The 13713-nt window shown below is 60.1% G+C and carries 14 protein-coding genes; 6 read left to right on the forward strand and 8 right to left on the reverse strand.

Annotation, left to right across the window (positions count from 1 at the left end; translation table 11 throughout):
- The 7 genes from flgK to TU84_RS18250 all read right to left on the reverse strand — a co-directional run bounded on the left by flgK (position 1) and on the right by TU84_RS18250 (position 8599).
- Entirely contained in the window at positions 1-2046 is a 2046-nt protein-coding gene (flgK, locus tag TU84_RS18220; protein WP_048371448.1) for a flagellar hook-associated protein FlgK, read from the reverse strand.
- 10 nt (positions 2047-2056) lie between these two features.
- Positions 2057-3313, reverse strand: coding sequence for a flagellar assembly peptidoglycan hydrolase FlgJ (gene flgJ, locus TU84_RS18225; RefSeq protein WP_048371450.1), 1257 nt, complete (start codon positions 3311-3313; stop codon positions 2057-2059).
- Between the two features lie 10 nt (positions 3314-3323).
- Positions 3324-4433 (reverse strand): flagellar basal body P-ring protein FlgI, encoded by a 1110-nt coding sequence (locus tag TU84_RS18230; protein WP_048371451.1) that lies wholly within the window; start codon positions 4431-4433, stop codon positions 3324-3326.
- Positions 4434-4444: 11 nt separating this feature from the next.
- Positions 4445-5140 carry a flagellar basal body L-ring protein FlgH gene (flgH, locus tag TU84_RS18235; protein WP_048371453.1) on the reverse strand — a complete coding sequence of 232 codons (696 nt, stop codon included), beginning with the start codon at positions 5138-5140 and terminating at the stop codon, positions 4445-4447.
- Between the two features lie 21 nt (positions 5141-5161).
- A complete protein-coding gene (flgG, locus tag TU84_RS18240; protein WP_048371455.1) occupies positions 5162-5947 on the reverse strand; it encodes a flagellar basal-body rod protein FlgG in 786 nt (261 codons plus the stop codon).
- A gap of 46 nt (positions 5948-5993) precedes the next feature.
- The gene (locus TU84_RS18245; RefSeq protein ID WP_048371638.1) at positions 5994-6734 is read right to left on the reverse strand and encodes a flagellar basal body rod protein FlgF; all 741 of its coding nucleotides are present in this window, start codon (positions 6732-6734) and stop codon (positions 5994-5996) included.
- A 302-nt stretch (positions 6735-7036) separates the two neighbouring features.
- On the reverse strand, positions 7037-8599 hold the full coding sequence (locus tag TU84_RS18250) for a sigma-54-dependent transcriptional regulator (protein WP_048371457.1): 1563 nt from the start codon (positions 8597-8599) through the stop codon (positions 7037-7039).
- A gap of 341 nt (positions 8600-8940) precedes the next feature.
- Between TU84_RS18250 and phhA the strand changes: the two genes are divergently transcribed.
- From phhA to TU84_RS18270, 6 genes are all read left to right on the forward strand, one after another.
- Entirely contained in the window at positions 8941-9732 is a 792-nt protein-coding gene (phhA, locus tag TU84_RS18255) for a phenylalanine 4-monooxygenase (RefSeq protein ID WP_048371458.1), read from the forward strand.
- Positions 9733-9780: 48 nt separating this feature from the next.
- On the forward strand, positions 9781-10137 hold the full coding sequence (locus TU84_RS18260; protein WP_048371460.1) for a 4a-hydroxytetrahydrobiopterin dehydratase: 357 nt from the start codon (positions 9781-9783) through the stop codon (positions 10135-10137).
- Positions 10137-11333: an amino acid aminotransferase gene (locus TU84_RS18265; RefSeq protein WP_048371461.1), complete on the forward strand. Its 1197-nt coding sequence runs from the start codon at positions 10137-10139 to the stop codon at positions 11331-11333. Before TU84_RS18260 ends, TU84_RS18265 begins: the two co-directional genes overlap by 1 nt.
- A 224-nt stretch (positions 11334-11557) precedes the next feature.
- A complete protein-coding gene (locus TU84_RS26630) occupies positions 11558-11689 on the forward strand; it encodes a hypothetical protein (protein ID WP_256665532.1) in 132 nt (43 codons plus the stop codon).
- A 90-nt stretch (positions 11690-11779) separates the two neighbouring features.
- Positions 11780-11956: a hypothetical protein gene (locus tag TU84_RS26315; protein ID WP_088500399.1), complete on the forward strand. Its 177-nt coding sequence runs from the start codon at positions 11780-11782 to the stop codon at positions 11954-11956.
- Between the two features lie 36 nt (positions 11957-11992).
- Positions 11993-13180: an MFS transporter gene (locus TU84_RS18270; protein ID WP_048371464.1), complete on the forward strand. Its 1188-nt coding sequence runs from the start codon at positions 11993-11995 to the stop codon at positions 13178-13180.
- A gap of 36 nt (positions 13181-13216) precedes the next feature.
- Here the strand turns inward: TU84_RS18270 and arfB are convergent, their stop codons facing one another.
- Positions 13217-13630, reverse strand: coding sequence for an alternative ribosome rescue aminoacyl-tRNA hydrolase ArfB (gene arfB / locus TU84_RS18275; RefSeq protein ID WP_048371466.1), 414 nt, complete (start codon positions 13628-13630; stop codon positions 13217-13219).
- Positions 13631-13713: the final 83 nt, after the last annotated feature.

A 13713-nucleotide genomic window follows, 5' to 3' on the forward strand; every position in this document is an offset into this window, starting at 1 on the left:
TTAAAGACTGTTGATCAGCGTGCTGAAGGTTTCTTGCGCCGCTTTGATGATTTGCGACGATGCGGTGTAGTACTGCTGGAACTTGACCAGGTTGGAGGCTTCTTCGTCCAGGTTGACCTGCGACACCGAGTTGCGGGTTTGCGTGGCGTACGCCAGGGCGGCCGTGTTGGCGGTGCCGTCGACGCTGGCCTGGCTGGCTTTGCCGCCGACCTTGGAGACCAATTGGCTGTACGAGGTGCCGAGGCTCGCCCCGCCCCCGCCGCCGCTCACGCCCACGGTCTGTTTGGTTTGCAGGCCCAACAGCTGGTTGGCGTTGCTGTTGTCAGCCTTGCCGTCCTTGTTGAAGCGGATATCAAAGCTGTCCCCTTTGGCCGGGGAGCCGCTGAGGGTGGTGTCGAAGTTGACGGTTTTTGGCGTGCCGTCCGGGTTGGTCACCGCCGCGCCCGAGGCATCGAGCACCGGCACCTTGATCGTGACTTTGTTGTCTTGCCCCGGAACGATGGTGCCTTCGCCGATCTTCTCGCCCTTTTCATTGAGGATGCGATAGCCCTGGGTGCCGCCGCTGGCTTCGTCAAAGGCAATGCGCACCGGCATCGCGCCTTCGATTTCGCTTTGCGCTTTGCCCAGGTCCGCGCCGCCATAAATATTCAGCGCTTGCGACAGGCTCAGGCCGCTCGCCGCGCCGGTGCCGCTGTTGGAGCCGCCTTTAACGGCCACCAAAGGCCCGGCGAACGCCAATTTACTGGCATCGGTCATTTGCACGTTGAGGCTGCTGGCGCCATTGGCGGTGGGGCTGACTTTAAAGCTGTCGCCCTTGCTCAATGCACCGCCATTAAGGCTCATGCTGAAGCCGTCGATCACCGCCGGCGGGTCTTGATCGAGTTTGAAGGCGCCCATGTTGGTGCCGTCCGAGCGCTTGACCGTGTATTCGTTGTCGCTGGTGAACGTGACCTGATAGTCGTAGGTGGTCAGTGCGCCGCTGTTGGTGATTTTTACGTCGAGGTTGCCCGAGCCTGCGCTGTTGCCCGTCGCGGCCAGGCTGCGCTGGCTGATCGCCTTGTCACTGTTGATGCTGCTGAACAGGGACGAGCCAAATTCGCCGTTGGCGTCCAGCCCTTGCCCCAACTGCTGGTTGAAGGCATCGGCCAACACAATGGCCGTGCGCCCCAGCTCATTGATGGACGGGGCCAGCACGTCTTCGCGATAACGCAGCAGGCCGCCGATTTTGCCGCCGGTGAGCACCGAAGTGACGTCGGAACTGGACTGCGGGTAGTTGATCTGGATGCTGAACTGGCTTTTGTCGGTTTTGCTGGGCACCGCCGACAAGGTGTTCGAGGTATTGCCCTGCACCAGCGCCTGACCGGTGCCGAGGGTGATGTCGTACACATTGTCGTGCTCTTGAACCGACACCCCGACCAACTCGTTGAGGGTGCGCACCGCTTCGTTGCGGGCATCCATCAGGTCGTTGGGGGTGTTGCCCGCCGTGGTGGCCTGGGCAATCTGCTTGTTCAGCGAGGCAATGGTGGCCGTGTGCTGGTTGACCATCGAGGTCAGGGTATCCAACTGGCTGTTGATGCCGTCGTTCTGCTGGTTGAGCTGAGTCGAGATCGAGTTGAAGCGGTTGCTCAGGGTTTGCGCATTGGTCAGCAGCAATTGCCGCGTGGAGCTGTCGCCTGGCGCCCCGGCCGCTGTTTGCAGGGAGGCGAAAAAGCTGTTCAGCGCCGACGACACACCGGTGCTTTTGTCCGAGAGCAGTTTGTCGATCGAGCCGATCTGGTCGAGATACGCCTGGGCGTCGCCGTTGAGCGATGTGGTGGCTTGCAACTGGGCGTCGAGGTAGGAGTTGTACACCCGGCGTACGTCGGCCAGGGTGGTCCCGGTGCCGATAAACACCCCGCTCACCTGTTGCGAGCCCGCGCTGCTCTGCACCACTTGCTGACGCGAGTAGCCCGAGGTATTGGCGTTGGCAATGTTATTGCCCACGGTGGCCAAGCCCCCTTGGCTGGCGTTAAGCCCCGACATCCCGATGTTGATCAAACTCGCCATGGTTCAAACCTTATAAATGCGTGAGAGAACCCGTCGAGACGTAGCTCTGGTAGGTTTTCATTTGCTTGGCAATCTGCGAAATCTTGCTCGCGTACTCAGGGTCGGTCGCGTAACCGGCCTTCTGCAGTTCACGAACAAACTGCTCTGGTTTATCGGCTGCGTTGAGCACATCTTTATAACGATTGTTGCTCTGCAGCAGGGTCACCAGGTCGTGGAAGCTGTCTTGATAGGAGTTGTAGGAACGGAAGTCCGCCGTCTCCTTGACCATCTGCCCATCACGGAACTCACTGGTAATGGCCCGCGCCTGCGCGCCCTGCCAATTGCCGGTGGCCTTGATGCCGAACAGGTTGTAACTGCTATTGCCGTTTTGTTGACGCATGACCGATTTGCCCCAACCGGTTTCCAGCGCCGCTTGCGCGACCAGATACAGCGGGTCGACGCCGATTCGGTCGGCCGCCTGCTGCGCCATCGGCAACATGGTGGCAACGAATGCATCCGGCGATTCAAAGGCTTGTTTGGCCGGTGCCAACGGCGGCTGGGCCACGGCGCGGCCATAAATCTGCATGCGCCCGTTCACCCCGGAGGCGCTGAGCATCGGCTGTCGGCTGCCCTTGATCACCGCGTCCAGCGCCGGGCTGGTGCGGCCCGGTACGGTGCTGGTGTTAACGGTTGAGCGCGCCGGGTCAGCCGACGGCACAATCCCGGCCAACAGGCGGTCGGTCAATTTGCTCGGTAACGCCAGACGACGCTGGTTGAGCATCGCCATGTCATTTTTGTGCCCACCATCGACCGCAGGCGTGGCCACCCGTGCAGCCCACAAGGCGCGCTGGCCGTTGGAGCGCACGAACGGGCTGTTGGTGGTGGTCGTCGCAGGCGCAGTGACCTTGGTTTCTGCGGCCACCGCAGGCGTGGCGGGTACGTCACCCGGCACTACCGATTTGTTTTTTGACATCTGGCGCATCAGCACGTCGGCCAAGCCAATGCCGCCGCCCTGGCGTGACAAAGTCACCGACAGTTGCTGGTCGTACATTTCCTGGTATTGCTTGGCCGCAGGCGTGTTGAGCGGGTTGTCCTTGCCCAGCACTTCGTTGGCCGATCGCATGGACTTGAGCATTTCGTTGAGAAACAGCGACTCGAATTCCTGCGCTACCTTGCGCATATTGCCGTCGCTGTTACGGTCGCCGACCTTCAGGTTGTTCAGACGATTGAGGTCGCTGAACGCCCCCGAATCGCTGTCACTGACGACGCCACTCTTACGCATGTCCATGCCGTAGGCCTCAGATCACGATCAGGTCGGCTTGCAAGGCGCCGGCCTGTTTCAGGGCTTCGAGGATCGCCATCAGATCCCCCGGCGCCGCGCCCACCTGATTCACCGCCCGGACGATTTCGTCGAGGGTGGTGCCCGGGCCAAACTTGAACATCGGCTTGGCTTCTTGCTGGGCGTTGATCCGCGAGCGCGGCACTACCGCCGTCTGGCCGTTGGACAGCGGGCCCGGCTGGCTGACGATCGGGTCTTCGGTGATGGTCACGGTCAAGCTGCCGTGGGTCACCGCCGCAGGCGATACCTTGACGTTCTGCCCGATCACGATGGTGCCGGTGCGCGAGTTGATGATGACCTTGGCCACGGCCTGGCCCGGGTCCACTTCGAGGTTTTCCAGAATCGACAGGTAGTCAACGCGCTGGCTTGGGTCCAAAGGCGCGGTGACGCGGATCGAGCCGCCGTCAATCGCCTGGGCCACACCCGGCCCCAGCAGGTCGTTGATTTTGTCGACCACGCGCTTGGCGGTGGTGAAGTCGGAACGGTTGAGGTTCAGGGTCAGGCTGTTGCCCTGGTTGAAACCGCTGGGCACTGCCCGCTCAACCGAAGCACCGCCCGGAATTCGCCCGGCTGACGGCACGTTGACGGTGATTTTCGAGCCGTCACGGCCTTCGGCGTCAAAGCCGCCGACCACCAGGTTGCCTTGGGCAACCGCGTAGACGTTGCCGTCAATGCCCTTGAGCGGGGTCAGCAACAACGTGCCGCCACGCAGGCTTTTCGAGTTGCCGATGGACGACACAGTGATGTCGATCACCTGCCCCGGCTTGGCGAACGCGGGCAAATCGGCGCTGATCGACACCGCCGCGACGTTTTTCAACTGCACGTTGCCCGAACCCGGCGGCACTTTGATGCCGAACTGCGAGAGCATGTTGTTGAAGGTCTGCAGGGTGAATGGCGTTTGCGTGGTCTGGTCGCCCGTGCCGTTAAGCCCGACCACCAGGCCATACCCAATCAATTGGTTGGAACGCACGCCCGAAATGCTGGCGATGTCTTTCAACCGCTCGGCGTGAGCGCCCAGGGTTGTCGACAGCAGCAGTACGGCTGCCAGCAGGTGCTTGAGGTTCGGCATGGTCGGTCCGGTCAGAAAGGAAACAGTGGGCTAAGGAAGAAGCGGTCAAACCAGCCCGGCTGGCTGGCATCGGCAAACGAGCCCGTCCCCGAGTAGGTAATGCGCGCATCGGCCACGCGGGTCGAGGACACGGTGTTGTCGGTAGAGATGTCATCCGCCCGGACCAGCCCGGCGATTCGCACCAGTTCGTCGCCGGTGTTCAAGGTCATCCACTTCTCGCCGCGCACGGCGATGATGCCGTTGGGCAGAACGTCGGCCACGGTCACGGTGATCGAACCGGTCAGGCTGTTGCCCTGCCCGGCCTTGCTGTCGCCCTTGGTGGCACGGCTGCCGCTGTAGCCTGCATTGAGGCTCAGGTCGGCACCGCCCAACGGGTTGTTGGTGGTCATGCCGCCACCGAACAGCGAAGTCAGGCCGATATTGGTGTTGCTGTTTTTACCGATGGCCGAGTTGGCGTTTTTGCTCGCCTGGGTGCGCTCATTCAAGGTGATGGTGATGATGTCACCCACCCGGAAGGCCTTGCGGTCGCTGTACAGGTTCTGTTCAAAACCGGCCTGGTAAATCGAGCCGTTGTTCGCCGCAGCCGGCAGCGGCGTGCGCGGCAGTACCGGGGCGTAGTACGGATCGTTAGGGCGTGGCGGCGGGCTGACACAGCCCGCCAGAAAAGTAACGCCACCCAGTGCCAGAACAGAAATAAAGCGTTTCATGACCTCTCCCGCTTCACGTAATTACAGATTTTGCGTCACAAACGACAACATTTGATCGGCGGTGGAGATCACTTTGGAGTTCATCTCGTAAGCGCGTTGGGTGGTGATCATGTTGACCATCTCTTCAACGGTGCTGACGTTTGAGGTTTCGAGGGTGTTCTGCATGGTGGTGCCGAAACCGTTCAGGCCCGGCGTGCCGATTTGCGGCGCGCCGCTGGACGCGGTCTCAAGGAACAGGTTGCCGCCCTGTGCCTGCAAGCCGGCCGGGTTGATAAAGTCGGCGGTTTGCAGGTTGCCGATGATCTGCGCAGCGGCGTTGCCGGGCACGGTGACCGACACGGTGCCGTCCTGGCCGACGGTGAACGTCTCGGCATCGGCAGGCACGACAATCGCAGGCTCCAGGGTGAAACCGCTGGCGGTGACAATCTGGCCGTTGGAATCAAGGTGGAAAGTACCGTCACGGGTGTAGGCCGTGGTCCCGTCGGGCTGCATGATCTGGAAAAACCCGCGGCCATTGATGGCCATGTCCAGCGGCTGCTCGGTGGTTTGCAGGCTACCGGCGGTGAAGTTCTTTTGCGTGCCGACAATGCGCACACCGGTACCCAGTTGCAGGCCGGAAGGCAGCTCGCTGTCTTGGGTCGATTGCGCGCCGGGCTGGCGTTTGATCTGGTAGAGCAAGTCCTGGAACTCGGCACGATCACGCTTGAAGCCGGTGGTCGAGACGTTGGCCAAGTTGTTGGAAATTGTCGTCAGGTTGGTGTCTTGTGCAGCCAAACCCGTTTTTGCAACCCACAGTGCCGGAAGCATGCGTGCTCTCCTCGTGCGCCGGTTTTTCGGCGCAACGTGTCAGTAATTAGCTCATGGCCAGGACGCGAGTCATGGCCTGGTCGTCTTCTTTGGCGGTGTTCATCATTTTGATGTGCAACTCGAACTGCTTGGACAGGGCCAGCACCGAGGTCATCTCTTCGACGGCATTCACGTTGCTGGCCTCCAGAAACCCCGAGGTCACCCGAACATTGGCGTCGAAGGGCGCAGGCTGGCCGTTGGCGGTGTGGATCAGGCCGTCGAGGCCTTTAGTCATGGAGCGCAGGTCCGGTTGAACCAGCTTGATGCGGTCCACTTCAGCCATCACGCGCGGGCCCTCGCCCATAGCGCGAATGCTGATGGTGCCGTCTTCGCCCACTTCAATTTGCTGCTGCGGCGGCACGGCGATCGGCCCGCCGTTGCCCATGACCGGCATGCCGTTGCCGGCCCGCAGAATGCCCAGCGAGTCGACATTCATGCTGGCGGTGCGCACATAGGCTTCGCTGCCATCGGGCGCCTGCACGGCCAGCCAGCCATCGCCTTTGACGGCGATGTCCAGGTCACGCCCGGTTTGCACCAGCGCACCCGGCGTGAAGTCCGTGGCAGGTCGCTCGGTCATGGCAAAGGCCCGCGCAGGAAAGCTGTCGCCAAACACCGGCATCGAGCGCGCCTGTTCCAGATCGCGCTGAAAGCCGTTGGTTGAGATGTTCGCCAGATTGTTGGCATGTGCCTTTTGCGCCAAAGCATTCTGACTGGCGCCGGTCATTGCCACATAAAGGTACTTGTCCACACTCATTCCTCTGCCTGACGGACGCTTGCCGCCCACCGCTGTACTGAATGGGTACTAGCAATTTGCGCACCAACTTTTTATTGACGGTGAAAAGGCCGTGCTCGTGGGGTTTGAGGGGGGGTTATATGGCGTCACAGAAATGGCAAACCGGCGCGGTTATGCCGGTTGCGGCAAAGGGCGGCCTGTTCGGCACAAAAACGGTGGGAGCGGGCTTGCTCGCGATGCAAGCGACTCGGTGTACTTGACACTGCGCATCGTTCCAATCGCGAGCAAGCCCGCTCCCACAAGGTTTTTGCGCGTTTTTAATCCCGACCAGGCTTGATGATGTCGTGCTCGCGCAGTTTGTTGGCGATGGTGGTGTGCGATACGCCCAAGCGCTTGCCCAGCAGGCGGCTACTCGGGTGTTCGGAGTACAGGCGCTCCAGCACGGCTTTTTCAAAGCGCCCGACGATTTGGTCCAGACCACCTTCCATCGAGAACTCACCCAACGGCTGGCGCACGCCGTAGTCCGGCAAGCGGATGTGTTCGGCCTTGACCACGCCGCCATCGCACAGCGACACCGCCTGGAACAACACGTTTTCCAATTGCCGCACGTTGCCCGGCCAATGGTAGTGGCTCAAACGGTCCATGGCCGCCGGGGCCAGACGCGGCAACGCACAGCCAATTTGCCGACTGGCCTGATCGAGAAAATGCTCGACCAACGGCTCAAGGCCATCCAGGCAATCGCGCAACGGCGGGATGTGCAACGACAATACGTTGAGGCGGTGGTAAAGGTCCTGACGGAATTCGCCACGGGCGCACAGCTCAGACAAATCCACCTGCGTAGCGCACATCACGCGCACATCGAGGTAAACCTCTTCGTCGCTGCCGACACGGCGAAAGCAACCGTCCTGCAGAAAACGCAGCAACTTGACCTGCAAACGCGGGCTCATTTCGCCCACGCCATCCAGAAACAACGTACCGCCTGCGGTCAGTTCCAACAGCCCCAACTTGCCCTCGGCCCGCGCCCCTTCGAATGCACCCGGCCCGTAGCCAAACAGTTCGGTTTCGGCCATCGACTCGGGCAAACCGGCGCAGTTGAGCGCCATCAGCGGCGATTGCCCCCGCGGGCTGGCCAAGTGACAGGCGCGCGCCAGCAATTCTTTGCCGGTGCCGGTTTCGCCTTCTATTAATAGAGGCGCATCCAGCGGCGCCATACGTCGGGCTTCACGGACCACCGCGGCCATGACTTTTGAGCTTTGGAAAATGCTGTCGAAGCCGCGCAACTCCTGCTTGCGCACGTTATAGATCTGCTCACCCAGACGGTCAGCCCGGTGCAAGGTAAGCACCGCGCCAGCCATGGCTTCGCTGTCATCGTGTTCCAGTTGCAGCGGCGCGATGTCAGCGAGGAACACATGCCCCTTGATCTTGACCCGCAGGCCGTTGATCCGCGATTTGTTGGCCCGTACCAGCTCCGGCAAGTCGAAGTCTTCGGCGTAGCGCGACAGGGCAATGCCCGGCACTTCATCGACGCGCACGCCGAGCAACTGCGCCGCCGCACGGTTGGCCGCCACAATCGAGCCGCCCATGTCGATGGACAGCACGGGGAATTCCAGTGCGCCGAGCAAGGCGTTGAGTTCCATGTGCCTGCGTTCGCTGGGCATCAGCCCTACGCGCTTGACGCCAAAAACCCCGGCAATGGTTTCAAACTTGGGGCGCAGCGCCTGAAACTGAAGGTTGATCAGATTTGGGCAAAACAGGTAGATCGCATTGCCCTGATCGCCGCCCACCTCGCCGCGCTTGACGTTGATGCCGTAGGCCACCAACAGGTTGAGGATGTCACGCAGGATGCCAATCCGGTTTTGGCAGTGGACTTTGATACGCATGGGGCAAGGCTCGGCTGTGTCTTTATTGTAGGAGCGAGCTTGTCTCGCGATCTGTTGATCTTTTTAAAAGATCGCGAGGCGAGCTCGCTCCTACAGGGGGTGTTTTTTTGTTCGGGAGAGCATTTTGCTGTCACGATTTTTTGACGATTTTGCAATTACCCACGCAAGAATGACAGTTCAATTGTCCCGTCGTAACGAATTATTTACGGAATACGCACACTATTCCGGTAATAGACACGTTTACCCGGCTGCATCCGGCCAGCACTTGGGATATCACTTAACCAACGAATACCCGCCGTCCCTGACAGAACAATAAAAACGATTTCTCTGCGGAGAGCACCATGAAGCAAACGAAATACGTCGCCCGTGAGCCGGATGCCAATGGCTTTATCGACTACACACCCGAGGAACACGGGGTGTGGAATACGCTGATTACCCGCCAGCTCAAATTGCTCGAAGGCCGTGCCTGCCCTGAATACCTGCAAGGCATCGAAAAACTCGGCCTGCCCCACGACCGCATCCCGCAACTGGGCGAGATCAATAAAGTGCTGGGCGAAACCACCGGCTGGCAAGTTGCCCGCGTGCCGGCACTGATCCCCTTCCAGACCTTTTTCGAATTACTGGCCAGCAAGCAGTTCCCGGTGGCAACGTTTATTCGTACCCGCGAAGAACTGGATTACCTGCAAGAGCCGGATATTTTCCACGAGATTTTTGGCCATTGCCCGCTGCTGACCAACCCGTGGTTTGCTGAATTCACCCACACCTACGGTAAGCTCGGCCTGCAAGCCAGCAAAGAACAGCGCGTGTATCTGGCCCGCCTGTACTGGATGACCATCGAGTTCGGGCTGGTGAATACCCCTGAAGGCAAACGCGTGTATGGCGGCGGAATTCTGTCTTCGCCTAAAGAAACGGTTTACAGCTTGTCTTCAGAACCTGAACATCAGCCATTCGATCCGCTGGAAGCCATGCGCACGCCGTATCGAATTGATATTTTGCAGCCGCTGTATTTTGTTCTGCCGGACTTGAAGCGCCTGTTTGACCTGGCCCACGAAGACATCATGGGCATGGTTGAAAAAGGCATGGAGCTGGGCTTGCATGCGCCCAAGTTCCCGCCCAAGCCGAAAGCGGCTTAACCCTTATTTTTTTCAAGACCAATAAAAAATCGATTTCAGGAATACACCATGAGCACATTGAACCAAGCCCACTGCGAAGCCTGCCGCGCCGATGCTCCACAGGTCAGCGACGAAGAGTTGCCGATGCTGATCAAGCAGATCCCGGACTGGAACATCGAAGTTCGCGACGGCATCATGCAACTGGAAAAGGTTTTTCTGTTCAAGAACTTCAAGCACGCCCTGGCGTTCACCAACGCCGTTGGAGAAATCTCTGAAGCTGAAGGCCATCACCCGGGCCTGCTGACCGAATGGGGCAAAGTGACCGTGACCTGGTGGAGCCACTCGATCAAAGGCTTGCACCGCAACGACTTCATCATGGCTGCGCGCACCGATGACGTTGCCAAAACTGCCGAAGGTCGCAAGTAATGCACTTCTCAGCCATTGGCCGTGTGCCGGGCGATCCGATCCTGGGGTTGATCGACGCCTATAACCAGGACACCAACCCGAACAAATTCGACTTGGGTGTGGGCGTCTATAAAGACGCCAACGGCCTGACGCCGATTTTGCAGTCAGTCAAACAGGCCGAACAGCGCCTGGTAGATCAGCAACAGACCAAAACCTACATCGGCGGCCACGGCGACAGCCGTTTTGGCCAACTGATCAGCGAACTGGTACTGGGCACTGATTCGCCGCTGCTGGCGGCCAAACGTGCGGGCGCCACGCAAACGCCGGGCGGTACCGGCGCATTGCGTCTGGTGGCCGACTTTATCGCGCACTGCCTGCCAGGGCGCGGAATCTGGCTGAGCGACCCGACCTGGCCGATCCACGAAAGCATTTTCGCCGAAGCCGGGTTGAAGGTAGGTCATTACCCGTACGTGGGCCGCGACAACACCCTCAACGTAGCCGCCATGCTGCACGCCCTGGAGCACGTACCCAAGGGCGACGTGGTGCTGCTGCACGCGTGCTGCCACAACCCGACCGGCTTTGACCTGTCGCAAGACGACTGGCGGCAGGTGCTGGATGTCGTGCGTCGGCGCGAACTGCTGCCACTGATCGACTTTGCCTATCAGGGCTTCGGCGACGGGCTGGAAGAAGATGCCTGGTCAACACGCCTGTTCGTGAGCGAACTGCCTGAAGTGCTGATCACCAGCTCGTGCTCGAAAAACTTCGGCCTGTACCGTGAGCGTGTCGGCGCGTTGATCGTGTGTGCCAATGACGCCGAAAAACTGACCGATGTGCGCAGCCAACTGGCGTATCTGGCGCGTAACTTGTGGTCCAATCCGCCTGATCATGGCGCCGCCGTGGTGGCGACCATCCTCGGTGATGCGCAGCTCAAGGCGCAATGGGCCGCCGAAGTGGAAGCCATGCGTAGCCGCATCGCGCAACTGCGCAGCGGCCTGGTCGAGGCGCTGACGCCGTTCGGTCTGGCCGAGCGCTTTGCGCACATCAACCAGCAACGCGGGATGTTCTCGTACACCGGGTTGAGTACCGAGCAAGTGCAAGTGCTGCGTGAAAAACACAGCGTTTACATGGTCGGCTCAGGGCGCGCCAACATGGCCGGGGTCGATGGCACCCGTCTGGAGTTGCTCGCCAAGGCCATTGCACAAGTCTGCCAGCACTAAAAAACCTGTAGGAGCGAGCTTGCCTCGCGATCTTTTGAGCGTTTAAAAGATCGCGAGACAAGCTCGCTCCTACAGGCCTGTTACAAGATGAATAAATCGCCACAATCGGCGCCAGACGCAATAAAAAGACAAATTGTCACACTCCCTCCTGTATCCTGCCCTTGCTTTTTAAAAGCGCCGATTTACCCAGCGATTTAAAAACACACCTTACGAGGAGCGCGACGATGCACGAGATCCCAAACCTCCCCTTCCCAAGCCTGCATGAAACTCAGCAGCCAACCCCGCAACACACCAGTGGCGAAAACCCCGCACTGGAAGAGGCTCAAGACAGCCTCCAGGCCGACAGCGAAGACTGACCGGCCATCTATCAGGCGGTGCGAAAAGCTTCAGGTTTTTCATACCGCCTGACACAATTGCGGCACCCTCCTCTTCTCGCGGACAACAGCGTGACTGACACCTTCAGCGACACCCAGGCCAGCGTCCTGATCGGCACCGCCGAAAAAATGATCGAGCTCTGGGAGCGTCTCAGCCCACAAAAGCAGGCCCTGCTGCTTAAGCGCTTCGGCACCCAGGAAAACGCACTGGCTGCTTTAATTGCGACACAATTGGTTGCACCGTTGTAATCTGCACCTTACCGCTCCCCGCAGGACCCCTACCCAATGCCTGAAACACAACGCCCTATGGCAATCACGCTGCAAGTGGTTTCCATCGTTCTGTTTACCTTTATCGGCTATTTGAACATCGGCATCCCGCTGGCCGTATTGCCCGGTTACGTTCACAACCACCTGGGCTATGGCACGGTCATCGCCGGGCTGGTGATCAGCGTGCAATACCTGGCCACGCTCCTGAGCCGCCCTTACGCCAGCCGCATCATCGATAACCAGGGCAGCAAGCGCGCAGTCATGTACGGCTTGGTGGGTTGCGGCTTGAGCGGTGTGTTGATGCTGACTTCAAGCTGGCTGGCCGCGGCACCTGCCTGGAGCCTGGCCAGCCTGCTGTTGGGCCGGCTGGTGCTGGGCAGCGCTGAAAGCCTGGTGGGTTCGGGGTCGATCGGCTGGGGCATTGGCCGGGTAGGCGCTGCCCACACCGCCAAAGTCATCTCCTGGAACGGCATCGCCAGCTACGGCGCCATTGCCATTGGCGCACCGCTGGGCGTGGTGATGGTCGGGCATTTGGGCATGTGGAGCCTGGGCGTGAGCATCATTGCCCTGGCCACGCTGGGCTTGCTGCTGGCCTGGCCAAAAGTGGCCGCACCCATTGTCAGCGGCGTACGCTTGCCGTTTCTGCACGTGCTGGGCCGGGTGCTGCCCCACGGTACAGGTTTGGCGCTGGGTTCGATTGGTTTTGGCACCATCGCCACTTTTATCACCCTGTACTACGCCACTAACCACTGGGAAAACGCCGCGCTGTGCCTGAGCCTGTTTGGCGCCAGTTTTATCAGTGCGCGCTTGCTGTTCGGCAACATGATCAACCGCCTGGGCGGCTTTCGCGTCGCCATTGCCTGCCTGAGCGTCGAAACCCTGGGCTTGCTGTTGCTGTGGCTGGCGCCTGATCCGCATCTGGCCTTGGCCGGTGCAGCGCTGAGCGGTTTTGGCTTTTCGCTGGTGTTTCCGGCGCTGGGCGTTGAAGCGGTCAACCTGGTGCCCGCCTCCAGCCGAGGCGCAGCGGTGGGCGCCTACTCGCTGTTTATCGACCTGTCATTGGGCATCACCGGGCCGCTGGTGGGCGCGGTGGCAGCAGGTTTTGGCTTTACCTCGATCTTCCTGTTTGCAGCACTGGCGTCGTTTAGCGGGGTGCTGCTGAGTGTTTACTTGTATCGGCAGGCAAAGCTTGCAAGAGACAGCTAAGAACAACCCTCTCCCTCTGACTGAGGGCTTTTGACTTTAAAAGTCCACCTTGCCCCGCCCGGCCTTGATGCTGCCGCGCTTGGTCTTGGATTCGAGGCGACGCTTTTTTGAGCCCAGGGTCGGCTTGGTCGGGCGGCGCTTTTTTTCGACTTTGGTCGCGCTCACGATCAATTCAAGCAAACGCTCCAGCGCATCCGCCCGGTTCTGCTCCTGGGTGCGGTATTGCTGCGCCTTGATGATCAACACCCCGTCACTGGTGATGCGGCTGTCACGCAGCGCCAGCAGTCGCTCTTTGTAAAAAGGCGGCAAGGATGAGTTGGGGATGTCGAAGCGCAAATGCATGGCGCTTGAGACTTTGTTGACGTTCTGCCCGCCCGCGCCCTGGGCACGAATAGCCGTCAGTTCGATTTCGGCATCGGGGATATGCACGTTGTTGGAAATCACCAGCATTACAAAGGTCCATCAGCAGGGCGTGCAGCATACCCCACAAACAACACACCCGGCGCGGTGGCCGGGTGTGTTGTTTAACCGAT

The organism is Pseudomonas helleri, from assembly GCF_001043025.1.
GTDB lineage: Bacteria > Pseudomonadota > Gammaproteobacteria > Pseudomonadales > Pseudomonadaceae > Aquipseudomonas > Aquipseudomonas helleri.